Source organism: Tellurirhabdus rosea (assembly GCF_026278345.1).
Lineage (GTDB): Bacteria > Bacteroidota > Bacteroidia > Cytophagales > Spirosomataceae > Tellurirhabdus > Tellurirhabdus rosea.
The window spans coordinates 2,380,073-2,400,434 of sequence record NZ_CP111085.1 but is presented as its reverse complement, the minus strand read 5'-3'; the positions used below and the strand labels follow the sequence as shown (position 1 = coordinate 2,400,434).

Annotated in this window: 13 protein-coding genes; 9 read left to right on the top strand and 4 right to left on the bottom strand. The window is 59.1% G+C overall.

What is annotated here, in order from left to right; translation table 11 throughout:
• The first annotated feature begins 12 nt into the window (after positions 1 to 12).
• The 5 genes from ORG26_RS09955 to ORG26_RS09935 all read left to right on the top strand — a co-directional run bounded on the left by ORG26_RS09955 (position 13) and on the right by ORG26_RS09935 (position 8,822).
• Positions 13 to 3,429 carry a SusC/RagA family TonB-linked outer membrane protein gene (locus tag ORG26_RS09955; RefSeq protein ID WP_266368869.1) on the top strand — a complete coding sequence of 1,139 codons (3,417 nt, stop codon included), beginning with the start codon at positions 13 to 15 and terminating at the stop codon, positions 3,427 to 3,429.
• Between the two features lie 12 nt (positions 3,430 to 3,441).
• On the top strand, positions 3,442 to 4,809 hold the full coding sequence (locus ORG26_RS09950) for a RagB/SusD family nutrient uptake outer membrane protein (RefSeq protein WP_266368866.1): 1,368 nt from the start codon (positions 3,442 to 3,444) through the stop codon (positions 4,807 to 4,809).
• Between the two features lie 61 nt (positions 4,810 to 4,870).
• Complete coding sequence (locus ORG26_RS09945) at positions 4,871 to 6,067, top strand: mandelate racemase/muconate lactonizing enzyme family protein (protein ID WP_266368865.1); 1,197 nt, start codon at positions 4,871 to 4,873, stop codon at positions 6,065 to 6,067.
• A 36-nt stretch (positions 6,068 to 6,103) separates the two neighbouring features.
• Complete coding sequence (locus ORG26_RS09940) at positions 6,104 to 7,330, top strand: mandelate racemase/muconate lactonizing enzyme family protein (RefSeq protein WP_266368864.1); 1,227 nt, start codon at positions 6,104 to 6,106, stop codon at positions 7,328 to 7,330.
• A 16-nt stretch (positions 7,331 to 7,346) separates the two neighbouring features.
• Entirely contained in the window at positions 7,347 to 8,822 is a 1,476-nt protein-coding gene (locus ORG26_RS09935; RefSeq protein WP_266368863.1) for a hypothetical protein, read from the top strand.
• A gap of 9 nt (positions 8,823 to 8,831) precedes the next feature.
• Here ORG26_RS09935 and ORG26_RS09930 read toward each other — a convergent pair whose 3' ends face one another.
• A complete protein-coding gene (locus ORG26_RS09930) occupies positions 8,832 to 10,091 on the bottom strand; it encodes a bifunctional 3,4-dihydroxy-2-butanone-4-phosphate synthase/GTP cyclohydrolase II (RefSeq protein WP_266369363.1) in 1,260 nt (419 codons plus the stop codon).
• 822 nt (positions 10,092 to 10,913) lie between these two features.
• On the opposite strand from ORG26_RS09930, the gene ORG26_RS09925 reads away from it, so the two are divergent.
• The 3 genes from ORG26_RS09925 (at position 10,914) to ORG26_RS09915 (ending at position 13,808) form a co-directional block, all read left to right on the top strand.
• Complete coding sequence (locus ORG26_RS09925) at positions 10,914 to 12,266, top strand: T9SS type B sorting domain-containing protein (protein ID WP_266368862.1); 1,353 nt, start codon at positions 10,914 to 10,916, stop codon at positions 12,264 to 12,266.
• Between the two features lie 192 nt (positions 12,267 to 12,458).
• The gene (locus ORG26_RS09920; RefSeq protein ID WP_266368860.1) at positions 12,459 to 12,794 is read left to right on the top strand and encodes a YbaB/EbfC family nucleoid-associated protein; all 336 of its coding nucleotides are present in this window, start codon (positions 12,459 to 12,461) and stop codon (positions 12,792 to 12,794) included.
• 3 nt (positions 12,795 to 12,797) lie between these two features.
• Complete coding sequence (locus ORG26_RS09915) at positions 12,798 to 13,808, top strand: glycosyltransferase family 2 protein (protein WP_266368858.1); 1,011 nt, start codon at positions 12,798 to 12,800, stop codon at positions 13,806 to 13,808.
• 105 nt (positions 13,809 to 13,913) lie between these two features.
• Here ORG26_RS09915 and ORG26_RS09910 read toward each other — a convergent pair whose 3' ends face one another.
• Positions 13,914 to 14,135, bottom strand: coding sequence for a PspC domain-containing protein (locus tag ORG26_RS09910; RefSeq protein WP_266368857.1), 222 nt, complete (start codon positions 14,133 to 14,135; stop codon positions 13,914 to 13,916).
• 350 nt (positions 14,136 to 14,485) lie between these two features.
• Here ORG26_RS09910 and ORG26_RS09905 point away from each other — a divergent pair, with 350 nt between their 5' ends.
• Positions 14,486 to 14,692, top strand: a complete 207-nt coding sequence (locus ORG26_RS09905; protein WP_266368855.1) for a cold-shock protein — start codon at positions 14,486 to 14,488, stop codon at positions 14,690 to 14,692.
• Between the two features lie 56 nt (positions 14,693 to 14,748).
• On the opposite strand, the gene ORG26_RS09900 is transcribed toward ORG26_RS09905, so the two are convergent.
• Entirely contained in the window at positions 14,749 to 15,900 is a 1,152-nt protein-coding gene (locus tag ORG26_RS09900; protein WP_266368854.1) for an efflux RND transporter periplasmic adaptor subunit, read from the bottom strand.
• Between the two features lie 52 nt (positions 15,901 to 15,952).
• Positions 15,953 to 20,293: a CusA/CzcA family heavy metal efflux RND transporter gene (locus tag ORG26_RS09895; protein WP_266368853.1), complete on the bottom strand. Its 4,341-nt coding sequence runs from the start codon at positions 20,291 to 20,293 to the stop codon at positions 15,953 to 15,955.
• Positions 20,294 to 20,362: the final 69 nt, after the last annotated feature.

Sequence of the window (20,362 nt, the reverse complement as noted above, 5' to 3'; positions counted from 1 at the left end):
TTCCGTATGCACATGAACTTCTATGTATGGCTTAAAAAAATCGGTCGGACTGTACTCTGTGCCCTGCTTGTGGTGAGTACGCTGCCCGTTTCGGCCCAGGGCCTGCTGGCCAAAAACGGCCCGACTCTGTTTCGCATCGATTCTACCCCGCGGCAGACCGTCACGCTCCGGCAGGCGCTCCGGGACCTGGAAGGCCGGTTTAAGGTCCGGTTTGGGTACGAAAGCCGCCTCCTCGACGGAAAACCGTTGCTAAACCCGGTCCAGGCCGATAACCTGCCCGCTGCACTGGAGGCGCTGCTTTCGCCGGTGGGACTTACCTACGAAGCGGTCAGCAGCCGGCTGTACATTCTCCGCGAAAAACCGGCTCCGGTCGCCCCGGCTGAAGTCCGGCAGGAACGCCGGGTTACCGGACAGGTGACCGGGTCGGACAACAGCCAGCCCATGCCGGGGGTCAGCGTCGCCATCAAAGGCACTACGCGCGGCACGAGCACGGATGCCGACGGTCGCTACGCCCTGTCGGTGCCCGACGGAGCCGTGACGCTGGTCTTCTCCTTTGTCGGGTATCTGCCCCAGGAGGTACCGGTTGGCAACCACAGCACCCTCAATCTGAGTCTGACCCCCGATACCCGGGCGCTCAACGAAGTGATCGTGGTGGGCTACGGCACGGCCCAGCAGCGCGACCTGACCAGTTCCATCACGTCCCTGAAAAGCCGGGATTTGCAGAACCAGCCCGTCACGAGCCCGGACGCCCTGTTGCAGGGGAAAGCCGCCGGGGTTCAGGTGGTGCAGAACTCCGGGTCGCCCGCCGGGGAAATTTTCATCCGCATCCGCGGCACCGCCTCGCTGCTGGGCGAAACGCGGCCCCTGTTTGTGGTCGACGGCGTTCCCCTGAACAATTTCGGCGGAACGGTGCTCGACGCCGGTGGACAGCGCACCTCGGCCCTCGCCGACCTGAACCCAAACGACATTGAAAGCATTGATATCCTGAAAGATGCCGCCGCTGCCGCCATCTACGGGGCGCGGGGTTCCAACGGCGTGGTGCTCATCACGACCAAGCGCGGCAAGTCGGGCAAGGCCCGGTTCAGCTTCGATGCCTACACGGGAGTCCAGAACGTAACCAAACGGCTCGACCTGCTCAACGGCGATCAGTTTGTGGAAATCCTGCGCGAATCGCTGGTGAACCGGGGCCGCAACCCGCTGACGGAGTTTCCGTTCAGCGACGTGAAGCCGACCGGCCTCAACACCGACTGGCAGGACCAGATTTTCCGTACCGCGCCCATCAGCAATTACAACTTCTCGGTGGCGGGGGGCAACGAGCGCACGAGCAGCTTTGTGTCGCTGGGTTATTTCCGGCAGCAGGGAACCATCATCGGGCAGGATTACAACCGCTTCAACCTGCGCATTAACCTCGATTACCAGGCCACAGACCGGCTAAAATTCGGGACGAGCACGCTGCTGAGCATTGCCCGGACCAACCGCGTAGCCAACGATTATAGCGGTTTTTCGATTCTGGCCAACGCCCTGACACGCAACCCCAACCTGCCCGTCCGGAACGCCGACGGAACGTATCCGACCGACCCGCTGCTGAACGAAAACCCGGTGATGCTGGCCAGCGACGTCCTGTTTCAGAGCACCCAGAAACGGGTCATTTCGAATCTGTACGCCGAATACCAGATTCTGAAAAACCTGACCTTCCGCTCGACCTTCGGCATCGACAACCTCGACGACCGGCAGGAGCGGTTTGTGCCGAGTTATGTGCTCTCGCGCAACGGCCGGGCCGAGGCGCTGGCCGTCGACAGCGATCAGTTTACCTGGCTGAGTGACAACACGCTCACGTACCGGCAGCAGTTCGGTGCGCACACGGTTACGGTGCTGGGCGGGGTAGGGCTCCAGAAATCCCAGAACAACTTCCTGCAGGCGGGCGGGCAGACGGCCGGGTCGAACATCATCAAGACAATCGCCATTGCCGACCCCTACACGCCAATTCACAGCCTGTCCGAATGGGCGCTGCTGTCCTATTTTGGCCGGGCCAGTTATAATTACAAGGACAAATACCTGGCCGACGCCAGCTTCCGCGTCGATGGGTCGAGCCGCTTCGGGGCCAACAAACGTTACGGCGCGTTTCCGGCGCTGTCGGTTGGCTGGCGCATTTCGGAGGAACCTTTCCTGCAAAACAATCCGCTCATCAACGACCTGAAACTGCGGGTGGGCTACGGCGTCACGGGCAACCAGGAAGGGCTGGGCGGCGATTATCCGGCGCTGGCCCTGTACGGCACCGGGCGAAACTACGACGGCAATCCCGGCATCGGTCAATCCAACATTCCGAATCCCGAACTGGGCTGGGAATCGACGGCGGCGGCCAACGCCGGACTCGATATTTCGCTCCTCAACAGCCGCGTCAGCCTGACGGCCGAAGCGTACCTGAAACGAACCAAAGACCTGATTTTCCAGCGTCAGCTGCCGTGGACCTCGGGCTTTGAATCCATCGGCAACGCCAATATCGGCACGATGGAAAACCGCGGGCTGGAGTTTACGCTCAACACCCGCAACCTGACCGGCGCCCTGAAGTGGACGACCAATTTTAACATTTCCTTCAACCGCAACCGCATCACCTACCTGCCCGACAACGGGGCGCTCGGGTCCGATTTTATTTTCAAACTGCCGGATGCCTACGGGGTCGAAGGGCCGTACACCGTCTACCGCGTGGGGCAGTCGGTCGGTAATTTCTACGGCTACCGCTACCTCGGCGTCTATTCGACCAACGAGGATATTCCGCGCATTCAGGACCCGACCAACGCCGTCACGGACCTGTACGAACGGGGCGTCCGGGCGGGCGAAGCGGCCTTTCTGGACGTGAACAACGACGGGTTCTTCTCCCGCCAGTTCGACCGCGTCATCATCGGCAACGCCCTGCCGCGCCACATTGGCGGGCTGACCAATACCTTCAGTTACAAAGGGCTGGAACTGAGCGTGGTGATGAACTGGTCGTACGGCAACCAGATCTACAACATGACGCGAGCCGTACTGACGGGCATGATCGAAGACCTGAACCAGAGCACCGACGTGCTGCGGCGCTGGCAGAAACCCGGCGATGTGACGGACGTTCCCAAACCGCTCTACGGCTCGTCGGCCATCAGCGGCGCGGCCCCGACCGACGTCTCGGACCGCTACCTCGAAGACGGCTCGTTTCTGCGTTTCCGCAACATCACCCTGGGCTACACCTTCCCGACGGCGCTGCTCCAGCGCATCCGGCTCAGCAACGCCCGGCTGTACGTCAGCGGCCAGAACCTGATTACGCTGACCAATTACTCCGGTTTCGATCCCGAGAGCCAGAACACGGGCGGCGGGCGCATTCCGTCGCTGGGTGTCGATTACCTGACGCAGCCCCAGGCGCGCGTCGTCACGGTGGGACTGAACCTAGGCTTTTAACCCGAACGAATCATGAAAACGATAAAAAGACTTACCCTGGCGGCGGCGTTCCTGAGCCTGACGGCCTGCGATTCGATGCTGGAGATGTCGCCCATCAGCCAGATTGTGGCCCAGAATTTCTGGCAGACGGCCGGTGATGCCGAGGCGGGCCTGATGAACATGTACAACTTCCTGCAGGCACCGGTCACGCAGAACGTCATCATCGTGCCGAGCGTGATGGGCGACGACGGCCGGGCCGTTTCGGGCGGGAACTTCACGCGCCATGAAGCCTTCACGGTGCAGCCGGGGCAGGGCAACGTGAGCGATTTCTGGCGGGATTATTACTTCGCCGTTCACGCCGCCAACGACGTGCTGGCGAACGTCCCGGCCATCAACGACCCGGCGCTGGCCAAAGACCGCGTGCTGGGTGAGGCGTACTTCGGCCGGGCGCTGGCCTTCTTCCACCTTACCCGGCTCTACGGCAAAATTCCGCTGCCGCTGCAGCCCTCCAAATCGTCGGCCCAGGATTTTCAGCTGAAGCGCAGTGAAGTGGCCGACGTTTACCGGCAGATCATCGCCGACCTGCTGGAAGCCGAAAAACTTCTGCCCGTCCAGCATACCAACCGGGCCCGCGCCGCCAAAGGAGCCGCCCGCGGCTGGCTGGCGAAGGTCTACCTCCAGCGGGGCGCGCAGGGCGATTTCGATCTGGCCCTGAAAGAATGCGAGGAAGTGATGGCGGATTCGCAGTACCGGCTGGTGGCAGGCGCCAGTTATGCCGATCTGTTTGCGGCCGGCCGACAGAATACGCCCGAAACCCTGTTTGAAATTTCGTACCGGCCCAGCACGGCCGTCGAAGGGCACGGGCTGGACCGCGAGACGGTGCCGTTTTCGGGATCGGCCTACCGGCTGGCTCCGGAAAATAAACTGATGCAGGCGTTTGCGGCCAGTACCGGCGATGGGCGGGCGGCCATCAGCGTGGCGACGTTCAACAACCGGAACTACACCCGCAAGTACGAACAGGGCCCTCCGACCACCACCAACCGGGGCACGCAGACCAGTAATGTGGTCCTGCTCCGGCTGGCCGATATTGTGCTGCTGCGGGCCGAATGCCTCAACGAATTGGGCCGCACCGCCGAGGCCATCCCGTTCCTGAACCAGATCCGGACGCGGGCAGGACTGGCTCCCACCACGGCGACGACACAGGCCGCCCTGCGGCTGGCGATCGAAAACGAGCGCTATCTGGAGCTTTGCCTGGAAGGCCACCGCTGGTACGACCTCGTCCGCTGGAACAAGGCCGTCGGAACCATTCCCGGCCTGACCAACCCGGATTTCATCCTCTGGCCGGTGCCCACCCGGGAGATTGACCTGAACCCGAATCTGGATCAGAATAAAGGCTACTAACTTTCACTAGCGGCGGGAAGGCGTTTCGGCCGACAAAACGCCTTCCCGCCGCAGGCTGACCATGAATACACGACGACAATTCCTCCGCCAAACCGCCCTGCTGGGCCTGGGAACCCTCGCCCTGCCGGCTCTCGCGCAACAGCCCGACTTGCCGGACGACATCCGGGTGAAAGATGTCAAAGGACTCGTTTTTCAGGATGGCTACGACCGGGGCGTGTACGTCCGCATCGAGGCCACGGACGGGACGGTGGGCTGGGGCGAAAGCAGCGCCAACGGCATCCGGGCCATCCAGGCCATTATCAACGACCTGCTGAAACGGGAGGTGGTCGGCCAGAGTCCGTTCGATACCGAGCGGCTCTGGGAGGCCATGTTCTGGAAAAACCACGACCTCGGCGGGGGCGGTGCGCTGACCTACGCCATCGCGGGCGTCGACTGTGCGCTCTGGGACCTGAAAGCCAAACTGCTGAAAGTGCCGGTCTATAAACTCATCGGCGGAAAATTCCGCGACCGCGTTCCGGCTTATGCGGGCTTCGGCATCAAGGCCGGGACCATTCCGGTGGACGAGGCGGTGAAACAGGCCGTTAAGCTGGCCGAAAAAGGCTTTAAAACCGTCAAAATCCGCGCGCAGATCCGGGAGTACAACATCAACCCGAAAGACGATCCCAGCCTGAAATATTACACGGCCATCCGGAAAGCCCTGCCCGATTCGGTGGATCTTTTTCTGGACCCCAACGAAGGTTATACCGGCTACCGGGCCATCGAGATCGGCAAGGCGCTGGAAGGTCTGGGCATGAAATTTTACGAAAGCCCGTGCCCCAACGAAAACCTGCGCGACCTGGCTACGGTGGTCGATGCGATGACCATCCCCGTCATGGCCGGGGAGAAATGCTACAACCGCTGGATGTTCGACGAGCTGATGAAAACCGGGCGGCCGGACCTGATCAATCCGGATTTTATCAAATCGGGCGGCATCACCGAAGGACTGAAAATCTGCCATCTGGCGCAGGTTTACCACAAAGGCATTGTGCCGCACAACACCAAACCGATGCTCGGCAGCGCCGCCACCATCCAGATTCTGTCGGCCATTCCGAACTGCGGGCCGATGGTGGAATACATCGAAGCCGACCGCTACGCCACCATCTGCTCGATCTTCGACCAGGGTCTTGAATTCAAAAATGGCGAGATGCTGCTACCGAAAGAGAACGGTCTGGGGCTGGTCGTTAATGAGAAGAGGGCCAAAGCGCTCTTTAAGTACTAATCGAACCGTCCTGTTTTCCCAAGCGCCCGATCGACGATGAACCGAACCCATTTTCTGAAACAGCTGACCGCCCTGAGTGCCCTGAGCCTGATGGGTATATCGGTGGCCGGTGTCTCCGCCGCCCCGCTCCCCGTCTGGCCGTTGCCCGATCTAAAAAAAGCGCTGCCCGACCCGGTGCCGATCCGTTCGGTGGAACTGCTCAAAACGCAGGGGCGGCTCCTGCTGGTGGTGACGGCGCAGGACGGCAGCCGGGGCGTGACCCAGTGCAACGACCGGATGCCGAATCTCACCTCGCTGCTGAAAGGGCTGGTGCTGCCGCATTTTGTCGGGAAAGACGCCCGCGACCTGCCGCAACTGGTCGATAACGCCTACCGCCTCAACAGCAACTACAAGTACGCTGGAATGCCGCTCTGGAACTGCATCGGCTCGGTCGAAATCGCCGTCTGGGACCTGCTGGGCCGTTTGACGCGCAAGCCGGTCTACGCCCTGCTCGGGAAACCCGTCCGGAACGACTACGAAGTCTACATCTCCGATTTCTGGCGGGGTGGCGACCCGGCCGAAGCCGTGGTGGACCGGCTGGCCGAAAAACTGGCCGTTACCGGCGCGCGGGGCGTGAAGATCAAAGTCGGCGGACGGATGCAGAACACCGACGAGGACGACCGCCGCACCCGGCAGTTTGTGCCGCTGGTCCGGAAGAAGCTCGGCGACCGCGTCACGATTTACGCCGACGGCAACGGCTCCTTCACGCCCGAACAGGGCATCCGGACGGGCAGGTTTCTGGAGGAGTACGGCGTGGCGATTTTTGAAGAGCCCTGCCCGTTTGAGGACGAGGAAGGCATGCGGCAGGTGAACCAAGCGCTGACCAAAATCGTGCTGGCGGGCGGCGAGCAGGATTCGAGCCTGTACCGGTTTCAGCGGCTGGCCCAAACGGGCGTGTACGACCTGCTGCAACCCGATCTGTACTACAACGGCGGGATTCTGCGGACCTTGCAGGTATCGGCCATCGTTGGCCAGCTCGGGAAAACCATCGCGCCGCATACGCCCAAAGCCGATCCGCTTATCGGTCCGTTCTGGCAGGTGGCCGCGCTGGTGCCCAATCTCTACGGCCTGCAGGAATTTGTTTATAATCCGGGTGAAAAGCCCGCTTCGTGGTACACGCCCGCCCTGCGGGTGCAGCAGGGGAGGATGGCCATTCCCGAGACGCCGGGGCTCGGAATCCAGTACGACGAAGGCATCTGGAAAGGGGCCGAACGGGTCGTTTAAATCAGGAAAATCGTTTATGAATCGACGTGAATTTTTAGTGAATACAGCCCTGGCAGCGGCGGCCCTGCCCACAGTCCCGGCTTTTTCGGCCGTTGCGGGTTCGCCCGGGCGGGACAAACTCATCGGCATCCAGATTCCGGCCGTGTCGTTTGTGGACGAAGGTGTGGAAGCGGTGCTCGACAACGTGCAGCGGCTCGCGGCGGTGAACACGATTTTCATCACCGTGCTGGCCTTCAACGACGGGCTGGCCGGGCGGCAGCTCAAGGGCTTTCCCTTTCCCGACCACGGCAAAAAAATCTACCTCGGCGACGACGGTTTCAAAGGCGGCTACTACGCCACGCTGCACCCGAAATTTCACAAAAGTCCGCTGTACGAAGCCTTCCGCTCGCCCGACCTGCCCGGTTTCGACGTGCTGAAAGAAGTCATTCCTGCCGCCCGAAAACGCGGTTTGAAAACGTACGTGTTCTTTGCCGACAACATCCGGCACGGCGTAAAAGCCTTCGAAAATCTGGTCGAGCGCAGCCGCACGGGCCAGCCGCGGGGCGAGGTCTGCATGAACAACGAGTCGTACCGGGAAGTCCTGTTTGGCCTGCTTGCCGACTGCCTGACGAGTTACGACGTGGACGGGCTGCTCTACCGCAGCGAACGGATCGGGCCGCTGAGCAAAACGATGGGCCTGACGCACCTCGGCTTCTCGGAACCGACCTGTTTCTGCGAACACTGCCAGCGGCTTGGCCGGGCGCAGGGCATCAACCTCGCGCGGGTGCAGGAAGGCTACGAAAAGCTGGAAGGATTTGTGGCCCAGAGCCGTGCCGGGAAACGCCCCAACGACGGCTTCCACGTGACGTTTCTGCGCCTGCTGCTGCGTTATCCGGAAATCCTGCAGTGGCAGACCTTTCAGACCGATAGTTTGCAGCGGATGTACCGCGATGTGTACGCTTTTGTGAAGAAAGACCGACCCCGGACGCAGGTCGGGTGGGCGATTGCGGTCAACAACGGCCTGAACCCGTTCTACCGCGCCGAACAGGACTGGCCCGCCATGGCCCCGTACAGCGATTTCCTGAAAGTGACCATGTACGAATCCGTGATCGGCAACCGCATGGCGAAGTACATCGAAAACGCCACAATGGCCTGGTACGGCGACCTGACACCCGAGCAGATGCTGGAACTGGAATACGCCATCATGGGCTACAACCAGCCGGGGTTCAGCGAACTGACGACCAAGGGCTTCAGCAGCGAATACATCACCAACGAAACGCGCCGCATCCGGACCGGACTCGGCGACGCCCCGACGCAGGTGCTGGCCGGTATCGACGTAGACCTGCCCTCGGCCGGAAATGAGCGCAATCTGGGCGCGGCGGGGCTGAAAACATCCGTCGAAGCGGCCCTGCGGGGCGGCTCCGACGGGATTATTCTGTCGCGGAAATATTCCGAAATGAACCTGAAAACCCTGTCCGGTGCCGGGGAGGCCGTGCGGACGTGGCGCGGGTAGCGGGCCGGTTTACAGATGCTTGTCGGTCAGGTGGGTCAGCATGTGGCCCATCTTGTCGCGCTTGGTTTGCAGGTAACGCTCGTTATGCGGGTTGGACGGAATCTGAAGCGGCACCGTGTCCACAATTTCCAGCCCGTAGCCCATCAGGCCGGCGCGTTTTTTGGGGTTATTCGAAATGAGCTTGATTTTGTGAATGCCCAGGTCGCGGAGAATCTGCGCACCGACGCCATAATCTCGTTCGTCCATCTTGAAGCCCAGTTCCAGATTGGCCTCGACGGTATCCATGCCGGACTCCTGCAGCTTGTAGGCTTTCAGTTTGTTGAGCAGCCCGATGCCGCGGCCTTCCTGGTTCATGTACAGCACCACGCCCTTGCCTTCCTTTTCGACGAGTTCCATCGCTCCGTGGAGCTGTCCGCCGCAGTCGCAGCGGCAGGAACCAAAAATATCGCCCGTGATGCAGGACGAGTGGACGCGCACCATGACGGGCTCGTTCTTCTCCCAGCTTCCTTTGATGAGCGCGAGGTGGGTATCGCCGGTGGCCAGCGATTTGTAGGCGATGAGTTCAAAATGTCCCCATTCGGTCGGCATGTCCACGCCGATTTCCCGTTTGATGAGGGATTCCTTTTTCAGGCGGTATTCGATCAGGTCCTGAATGCTCACGAGTTTCATTCCAAATTTATCGGCAATTTCCCGAAGCTGCGGCAGGCGGGCCATCGTGCCGTCTTCGTTCAGTATTTCAATCAGTACGCCCACGGGAGCCAGTCCGGCGAGGCGGGCGAAATCCACGGCGGCTTCGGTATGGCCGGTCCGGCGCAGCACACCGCCGTGCACGGCCCGGAGCGGGAAGATATGTCCCGGACGGCCGAGGTCTTCCGGTTTGGTTTCCAGATCGACCAGGGCCCGGATGGTTTTGGCGCGGTCGGAGGCGGAGATGCCCGTCGTGCAGCCGTTGCCCAGCAGGTCGACCGAAACCGTAAACGGCGTGGTATGAACGGACGTATTGCTGGTGACCATCATTTCGAGGCCCAGTTCTTCGCAGCGTTCTTCGGTCAGCGGGGCGCACATCAGGCCGCGGCCTTCCTTCACCATGAAGTTGACCATTTCCGGGGTGATTTTTTCGGCGGCGCAGATCAGGTCGCCTTCATTTTCCCGGTCCTCGTCGTCCACCACGATGATAATTTTCCCGTCGCGAATATCCTGAATGGCTTCTTCGATCGAATCGAGCCGGACGGGCGGGGGAGTGACGTTACTATTTTCCCCGTTTAGCATCTTTATATCGGAATGCGTGTTGTTCATGAAGGTAAATGGCAGGCGCTTGGTACGTCTGTTGCTTGCTGCCTTGGAAACATCATTGCGCAAAGATACGTTTCGTGGGATGCTAAAAGACAGAGTTTTCCGTTTTTTACGTAAGCCTCCCACACGCAAGTCAGTTTAGAAACTTCAATTGGAATCCCCGTGATGTTAACGTGGAATGATAAGCCCGGCTCTGCCAGCCGCTGGCTACGGCTTTTTTTGATGGGAATGCTGGTGCTGCTGGGTCGGTCTGCTTTCGCTCAGGTTGATTGGTGTGCTGTTCCACCGGCAGGAGCACCAAAAGGTGGCTTTACCGTTTCCTCCACGCGTGTCTGCGGGGTTCCGGCTACCATCACCGTAACCAATACGACCGCCAGTCCAGATAATATTTTCCTCTATGTATATGATTACAAAGGAGGAAACCCGATAGACGGTGGCCAGGGCATCTCTGTTATGAAGTTCACCTATAACAAGCCGGGGAAATACAAAATTCTACAATTGGGTAGCGTAGGAACCGGTTCTGTGGCCTGTCAGGAAGTCGAAGTACTTGATAATAGCCCTGTAAAATATGATATTAAAACTTGCTCCGGGCGGCAAGTCAACGTTACAATTACAGACGACGCAGTTAGCCGAATGTATGATGGCTATCGCATTACCTGGGGAGACGGTAGCTCCGAGGAGCTTCCCAAAACCACGCTGACCGCTACTAAAAGCTATCCTACATCGGCGACTCGCACGATTACGGTTGCAGGAATCTACAAGAACGCTTCGGGTAGTATTTTTTGCCAGAGTTCCGTCGTGCCTCAGACAGTAACCCCGTTTACTACCCTTCCCAAACCCACTATTTCTAGCCTCGTCACCAGCGCCAACGGCGGCGTCACGCTTAGCGTGAGCGGAATTCCGAATACGCAGACCTTCACGCTGGAAGCGAGTGTCGGCGGCGGCGGGTATACGGTGGTGCAGTCCTTTACCGGAACCGGCTCCTTTACGCTTTCCAGCCCCGTGGCGGCTCCGGCCTGCTTCCGAGCGGTGGTGAAGGACGCCTGCAACAACCAGCAGCCTTCGGACGAAGTGTGCAGCATCGGCCTCGACGTGACGGCCGGGAATCTGGTCAATACCGTCAGATGGACCTCCGAGGGCAAAGGCGTGCCACGGTATACGGTGCTGCGGGACAACACCCCGGTAACGACCGTCAATGCCGGACAGCCCATGACCTATACCGATAATCAGAACCTGGCCTGCGGGACGGCGTACGCGTACCAGTTACGGGCGCTGGCCAACAACGGGGTGACCACCATTGAGTCCGAAATTAAAAAGGTGACGGCCAATTCGACGGAGGTGCCGCCGCCCTACCGGAAAGTGATCGTGTCCGTGAATGCCGATGGGCGCGTCGATCTGCAGGGGCTGCTGGACGCCTCGGTGAACAATAAACCGAATTACAAAATGCTGGTCTACCGGCAGGATTCGCCCGGCGGCCCGTTCCGGCAGGTAGCCGAGGAGGTTTCCCGGAGTTCGCATCAGGTGATGGGCCTGAACGTCAACAGCCAGTCGTACTGTTTTCAGGTGGCGTATCAGAACAGCTGCGGCATCACGTCCACGCTCTCGGCTCCGGCCTGTACCATCTGGCTGAAGTCCGATTCGCCCAATTCGGTAGACTGGACGCCGGAATCGCCGTTCGTTGGGGAGACCGTCGCCCGTTACAGACTGGAAAAACTGGACGAGAGCGGGGCCGTGGTCGAGGAAAAGGATTTGCAGGCCAACACCAGCTTCCGCCCGAACCTGACCGACCCCGACATTCAGCGGTTCCGGTTCCGCGTGGTGGCCTATTCCAGCGATAACTCCATCAGTTACTCCAATTACCGCACTTTCACGGCCCAGCCGCTGCTGTTTGTGCCGGACGCATTTACGCCCAACGGCGACCAGATCAACGATGCTTTTGTCGTCAAGGGAAGCTCGTTCTTCCGGACGGTGACGCTCACGGTCTTCAGCCGCTGGGGCGAGGCGCTGTTTTCCAGCGACAAAGCCGAAGGCTGGGACGGGTCGCTAAACGGACAGCCGGCGCCCCCGGGCACGTACATTTACCGCGTCGAAGCCGTTGACCAGCTTGGCCAGACGACCGTTCGGCGCGGGACGGTCGTTCTGATTCGATAAACTATTGGCCTCGCCTTACTTTTGACGTAGTTTTGTGTTTACATCTGTACCCACGGCTTCAGCCCGTGTGAGGCCTGAGCCCGACTGAATGGACACAGGCCGAAGCGGTAACTTTTTACCAAAAGAAGTCATCGCTCGCGTATAGTTCCAAACAACCAATCGCGGGCTAAAGCCCGCCAACACACAACAGCTATGTTCAATATGATGGATATGTTCGGCAAGGTCAAGGAATTCCAGAGCCGGATGAAGGAAGCCCAGCAGTCACTGGGAGGCATCACCGCCACGGGCGATTCCGGCGCGGGCATGGTGCGCGTGACGGTAAACGGCCAGAAGCACGTGCTGAAAATCGAAATCGACCAGGAACTCGTCCGCCCCGACGACCGGGAAATGCTCCAGGACCTGATCGTGGCGGCCACCAACAAAGCCCTCGAAAACGTCGAAGGACCCATCAAGGAACACCTGCGGAAAGCCACCGAAGGCCTGCTGCCAAACATTCCGGGCTTCGACCTGGGCAGCATGATGTCGTAACGGATGGAGGAACTTGCCGTAGTTATTCTGAATTACAACGGCCGGGCGTTTCTGGAGCAGTTTCTACCTTCCGTCCTGGCGCATTCGTCGGGCCATGCCGTTTATGTCGCGGACAATGCCTCCACCGACGATTCGGTTGCCCTGCTGGAAAAGCGCTTTCCGGAGGTCCGGCTCATCCGATTGGCGCAGAACGAAGGCTATGCCGGCGGCTACAACCGGGCGCTGGCCGGGGTGGAAGCCCGGTATTTTCTCCTGCTCAATTCGGACGTCGAAGTAACGGCCAACTGGCTCGCGCCGCTGCTCGACCTGATGCGGCGGCATCCCGGCGCGGCCGCCTGCCAGCCCAAAATCCGGTCGTTTCATCAGAAAGAACAGTTTGAATACGCCGGGGCGGCGGGCGGCTACATCGACCCGCTGGGCTATCCGTTCTGCCGCGGCCGGATTTTCGACACCGTGGAGCCCGACCGGGGCCAGTACGACGACGAACGCCGCATTTTCTGGGCGACCGGAGCCTGTATGCTCGTCCGGGCGGACGTGTTCCGGCAACTGGGCGGCTTCGAGGCGGCTTTTTTCGCCCATATGGAGGAGATTGACCTGTGCTGGCGGTTGCAGAACGCGGGCCACGAAATCTGGTATTGCCCCCGGGCCACGGTCTATCATGTCGGAGGAGGGACGCTCCCGAAATCCAATCCCCGCAAGACCTTTCTGAATTTTCGCAACAGCCTGGCGATGCTCTACCGGAACCTGCCCGCGGGTCGGGTCTTCCCAACGATCTTCGGCCGGCTGGTGCTGGATGGCATCTCGGGCGTGCAGTTTCTGGTGCAGGGGCGCTGGCGGGAGACCCTCGCCATCCTTCAGGCCCATTTCGCCTTTTACGGCTGGATAATTAACAAAACGATAACCCGCCCGGACCCCAAACCCGCCCCGCTGCCCGAACAGGTCTACCCCCAAAGCATCGTCTGGTCCTATTTCGTCCAGGCAAAAAAGACGTTCGACCAACTAAAAAGGAGTTAAAAATTAAGAGTTAAGAGTTAAGAGTAGCTTCGCAGCGGGACAACTCCTCGCCCGGCAGCGCTACTTTTAACTCTTAACTCTTAACTCTTAATTTTTAACTCCCCTTTATAGCTCCCAAACCGTCGGGTGGTTATGCCGCCGGAGGTGTTTGTTCATTTCCATCCAGAAAGCCATGATCAGGTAGATGATGACCGGCGAACCCAGCGTGAGGAAGGAGGTATAAATGAAGTACAGCCGGATGCTACTGGCAGAGATGTTCATTTTCTCTCCCAGCCGGGTACAGACGCCAAAGGCCTGGCTCTCCACGAAGTACCTGACTTTATTCATACTACCAATGAGTTTATGGTCAAAAATACGCTTTCATTTCTGATGGAACAACCCCTTTTAGGGAATGTTACTACCATTTAGTATATGGGCCAAATGGGTGAAATACCGTTTCCTAAATAGGATAATGCGAACAAAGTAAAAAACTTTTGACAGTAAACTATTTTCATTACCTTGTGTTTACTAATGCGTTGGTTTTATTTATTTTAGAGCCAACGAAGTTGCACAAAGTCAGTACAGATACGGCCAGTTCGACCCCGTAGACCCTTAATCGTGTGCGATTGGTACCTGTTTAGTGACTTTTGTTCCTAAGTTCAACCCATGTAATCCTTAATTCTTAATTATTCAGTTTTATGCAAACAGGTACAGTCAAGTTCTTTAACGAGAGCAAAGGCTATGGGTTCATCGTCGAGGACGCATCGAACCGCGACATCTTCGTCCACATCACCGGATTGAATGGAACGACAATCCGGGAAAAAGACCGCGTCACGTTTGAAGTGATCGAAGGTAAAAAGGGGCTGAATGCCGTGAAGGTGAAGAAAATGGAAGGAGTGATGTAAGGCATTGTCCTTCATGAAGATAAAACCCCGGCGTCGGCGACCGGGGTTTTTTGTTTTTATTCCTCTTCGCCTTTGGTCAGTTCGCCCGCCAGCCCGTAGGCTCCTTTCAGCACGACTCGGGTCAAACGGGTGTCCTGAAGCGGTTGGATCTCCAGCTGGCCGTTCTGCCCGGCTCCAATCCGGACGGGTACGCGGCGGTACTGATTTCGGGCCGTTTCGACAAACAGAAACCCGGTTTCCCCCCGCCTGACCACCGCATCTTCCGGGACGGTCATCGCCCGCCTTGAACCGGTCAGAATACTGGCCGTCAGGTAGAGCCCTGGCAGCAGCCGCGCTTCCTGCTGTCGATTGGTGATGTGTCCGTGAATGTTGATGGTCCGGTCTTCTCCCTGCAAATCCTGCCCAACCAGAAAAACGGTTCCCCGCACTGGCTGGTTGTCGATGCGTTTGTCCGTAATCAGAATGGGCTGACCTTTCCGGATTTTCAGGGCGTCTTTCTCGTAAACCTTGAGCTCCAGATGCATGTGTTCCCGGTTAATCAGGTCGATAAGTGCTGTGGCAGGGCTTACATCCTGACCGAGGTTGACGGCCGTACTGGAAACATGACCCGAGATGGGCGCGCGCACGGTCAGAGCCGGCTGGATTCGGCCCGCCCGGAGAGTCGCCAGCGGTGTCCCGAGCAGCGTCAATTTCGTTCCCAGCCCGTTCAGGACAGCCTGATTGGCGCGGTAGTCGGCCTCTGCCTGCTGGAGTCGTTTACGGGCCCCGACCTCTTCACTGGTCAGGGTTCGCTGGCGCTCAAGCTCTTTTGCCAGTAATTCTGTCTGACTGGCGGCCTGCAGGTAGTCCTGCTGCATTTGTACATATTCCAGGCTTTGGAGAGTGAGCAACGACTGCCCCTTCCGAACGGCCTGTCCAGGCAACACAGAGATGCTTTTGACAATGCCGGCAATCGGGGCGCTGACCGAAGCGCGGTATTGTGGCGGTACATCGACTATGCCGGTGGCGCGCACTTCGTCGCTGACGGTTATCTGCTGTACGGCGCCGACCTGAAGACCAAGAGAGGAGGCCTGTTCGGTAGTGATTGAAATAACATCCGAATTGGCCGAAGGCGCGTTTTCGGCGTCGGACTCGTCCTCCGAAGGCTGAGTCGACTGGCAGGCAGACAGTGCCAGTAAGGAAGCTATGAGAAGTGGGTAAATGCTCATGAAATGGTTCGTTTTCGCCCCGTGGTTTACAAAACCCTGACAGGAAGGGTAATTATTGCTGAATACCAATTAACTCTTCTACGCGAATCGTCAATAGAGAATACGACAGCAGGGCCGTCAGGTATTGCTCCCGAATCTGATAAGCCTGCTGGGTGTTCTGAAACAGTTCGACATAGTCAATCTCGCCGTTCTGGTAGCTGCGCAGAGCCGTCGTCAGAATCAACTGAGCCTGCGGCAGGGCAGACTGTTCGAAGAATTGCAGGGAAGTCTGCGCCGCCTGCGAAGCCCGCAATAACTGTTCGATCTGCCCCCGCAACTGGGTACGGGTATAATCAAGCTGAGTTTCGCTAATCTGTTCGCTAATGCGGGAGGCCGTAATCCGGGCTTTCTGCGCTTTGGCAAAAAGCGGAATCGCCATACCGACCAGAAACGCCTGATAACCCGCCGTCCGCAGAATCGACTGATTGAGGTACCCAACCTGAAAATCCGGGCGCAGCCGCAGTCGTTCCAGGGCCGTCTGCTGGCGACTGAGAACCAGCTGCTGCTCGAACAGCCCCACCACCGGATTTCCGTCAACGCCGCCTGAATCCACCGGAGGGTCCCGGCGCAGGGGCGTGAGGGTATCCGCTAGTACGGGTGTCGTACTATTCAGCAGCAGTTGCAGCGCCTGCTGGTTGCTTTGAATCGCCGCCCGGAGCGTAACCAGCCGCAACTGACTGCCCTGCTGGCGGGATGTTGCCGAAACCGCTTCCAGCCGGTTGGTTTCGCCCGTCCGCAGGCGGATCGCCGCCGCCCGGGACGCCTGCCGGTACAGGCTGTCCTGCTGCTGGATGAGTCGTAACAACTGGAAGTCATGAAGGAGCTGGTAATACGTCCGTTTGATGTCGGCGGCCAGGGAGGCTCGCTGGATGACTGTCCGCTGTTCGGCCGTGGTGACGGCGGTTTGCAGAACCTGCCGCTGAGCCCGGTAAACGCCCGGCATCGCAAAGGTTTGGAACCCACTCACGGTATAATCGAAAGTGGAAGCCTGCGTTTGCCCAAATTGCCCATCCACCACTGCCCGGGGTGGGTCGAACGCCGTCGGCAGCAGCGCCCGCTGGCCCTGTACTTCGAGTTGTCGCGTCAGGATTTGCGGGTTCTGCTTCAGGCCGGTTTCCAGCGCTTCCCGCAGGGAAAGCACGCTTGGTGTCTGGCCGACGGATGCCGCCGGTTGTTGAGCCACCGCCGACAGGGAAACAGAAAGCAGCACGACGGTCGCCAGCGCCGGGCCCTGCGCCTTCGGTTTTTTCCGCCCAAACAAACTGTATAGCACCGGCAGCACGACCAGCGTCAGCAGCGTAGCCGTAATCAGCCCGCCAATGACGACCGTCGCCAGCGGCTTTTGCACTTCGGCCCCGGCCGTTCCCGACAACGCCATTGGCAGGAAACCCAATGAGGCTACCGCCGCCGTCAGAATCACCGGCCGGAAGCGCACCTGAACCCCGTGCAAGATTCGCTCGTAGAGGTTATGGTCGCCTTCTTTTTCCAGATGATTCAAATAGCTGATCAGGACAATGCCGTTTAATACCGCCACGCCAAAAAGCGCGATAAACCCAACGCCTGCCGAAATACTAAACGGCATGCCGCGCAACCACAGAGCCAGAATGCCGCCCACCGCCGCCAGCGGAATCGAACTGAAAATCAACAGGGCTTCCCGCAGTGACCGGAACGTAATAAACAGCAGCATAAAAATCAGGAACAGGGCGATAGGCACCGCAATAATCAGCCGCTGTTTGGCTTCCTGCAGGTTCTCAAAAGCGCCTCCGTAGGTGAAGTAGTACCCGGCGGGCAGGCTCACCCGCGACTCAATCCGTTTCTGTACGTCGGCCACCACACTTTCTACGTCGCGCCCCCGGATGTTGACGCCAATGGTGATGCGGCGCTTGGTGCCGTCGCGGGAAATCTGAGCGGGGGCGAGCTGGTAGCTGATGGCGGCTACCTCTTCGAGAGGCAGACTGCCTCCGCCGGGCAGCGGCAGCACCAGATTCCGGACGTTCTGAATGTCTTTCCGGTACGCCGAATCCAGCCGCACGACAACGTCAAACCGCTTTTCGCCTTCAAAGACAACGCCGGTCATCTCGCCCGCAAAGGCCGTGCGGAGCAACTGGTTGGCATCGGCGATGGAGATATTGTACTGGGCAAGTTTGGCCCGGTCGTACTGCACGTTGATCTGGGGTAGACCTACCACCTGTTCGACCTTGCAGGAAGCCACGCCGTCGATCTTTTCAATCAGCCGGGCGCACGCATTGGCCCGGTGAAAAAGCGTATCGAGGTCTTCCCCAAAAATTTTCACGACCACATCCGAGCGCACGCCCGTCATCATTTCGTTGAACCGCATCTGAATGGGTTGGGTGAATTCCGCAGAGGTACCGGGTACTTCGCGGCTCAGGACCTCACTCATTTTTTCGGCCATTTCTTCCCGGTTTTTAGCGGCCTTCCACTCCGAGCGGTCTTTCATGTTAATCATCAGGTCAGCCATTTCGACCGGCATAGGGTCCGTCGGAATTTCCGAAGCGCCTACCCGGCCGACAATCTGGTTGATTTCGGGGAAATGCCGCATAAGGGCCTGTTCGGCTTTCAGGGTCGCTTCAACCGTTGCGTTCAGGGAGGTGCCGGAGGCCGTGCGGAAATCAATGGCCATATCCCCTTCGTCGAGCGTGGGTACAAATTCCCCGCCCAGCTGGCCGAACAGAATCAGGGTTCCCCCAAAAAGGGCCACTGCCAGCCCGGCCGTCGTTTTGCGCCAGCGAAGGGCGCGCCGGAGCAGCGGCTCGTAATGACGATAGAGCCATTCCATGAACCGGTCGGCGAGCGTTTTTTTCGAATCGATTTTCTTCGATAAAACCAGCGTGGCGATCATGGGCACGTACGTCAGCGACAGAATCAGGGCGGCCAGAATGGCAAAGCTGACCGTCATCGCCATCGGCCGAAACATCTTCCCCTCAATACCCGTCAGCGCCAGAATCGGGAGGTAGACAATGAGGATGATGATTTCGCCAAAAGCCGCCGACTGCCGGATGCTGCTGGCCGACTGGAACACGGTTTCGTCCATTTCGGTCTGGCTCAGTGTGCGGCCGCGCAGGTGGGCTGCGCCGAAGAGCGTGTGCAGAACGGCTTCCACCACGATGATCGAGCCGTCTACGATCAGGCCAAAGTCGATGGCTCCCAGACTCATCAGGTTGGCCGAGATGCCGAGCGTGTACATCATACCGAGCGTAAAAAGCATCGCCAGCGGAATCACCGAGGCGACCACCAGCCCCGCCCGCCAGCTGCCCATCAGCACAATCAGAACGGCAACGACGATCAGCCCGCCTTCGATCAGGTTGGTCACGACGGTCCGGATGGTTTTGGAAATGAGCTTGGTCCGGTCGATAAACGGCTCCACGCTCAGGCCCTCGGGAAGGGTTTTCTGAATCCGGCCGATGCGTTCCTGCACGCCTTTGATGGTCGTTTCCGAATCGGCGCCTTTCAGCATCAGTACAATGCCGCCGACGACCTCACGGCTTCCGTTGCGGGTCAGGGCCCCGAACCGCACCGCATGCCCGTACCGGACCTCCGCAATGTCGCTCACCCGCAGCGGAACGCCGTTGTGGTTTCGGACGAGAATGTCGCCGATTTCGCGGAGGTCGCGGGTGGCCCCTTCGCCCCGGATGAAGTAAGCCTGTCCGGTTTTTTCGATATAACTGCCGCCCGTATTGGCGTTGTTGCGGCTGACGGCTTCCGTCAGTTCGGTCAGGCTGACGCCCACGGCCCGTAGCCGGTCGGGGTCGGCGCTGATTTCATACTGCTTCACATATCCGCCAAAACTGCTGATTTCGATGACACCGGGAATGCCCGCCAGCTGTCGTTTGACGATCCAGTCCTGAATCGTGCGCAGTTCAGAAAGACTGTAGCGGCTTTCGTAGCCCGGCTTCGGAACCAGCGTGTACTGGTAGATTTCGCCCAGGCCGGTAGTAATCGGGGCCAGAAAAGGCTGACCAAACTCCGCCGGGATGTTCTGCCGGGCCGTGGTCAGTTGCTCCGAAACAAGCTGGCGGGCTTTCAGGATATCGGTGTCTTCCGAAAAAACGATGGTCAGGACCGACAGCCCCAACCGGGAAACCGACCGAATTTCGACCACGTCCTGCAGGTTAGCCATCGCCAGTTCGAGTGGTGCCGTAATGAAACGCTCGGTTTCCTGGGCAGCCAGGGCGGGTGTCTGCGTGATGACCACAACCTGGTTGTTGGTAATGTCAGGAACGGCGTCGACGGGAAGGTTGTAGGCAGCGAACCCACCCCAGCCCAGCAGGGCGAGCATCATCGCGCCAATGAGGAGTTTGTTCCGGATAGAAAACCGGATAATGGCGTCAAACATAATTGTACCGACAGGAGCGCAACTGGAGCACGTGCCGCCTGTGAGAATAAGAATGGGAGAAAAAGAAGC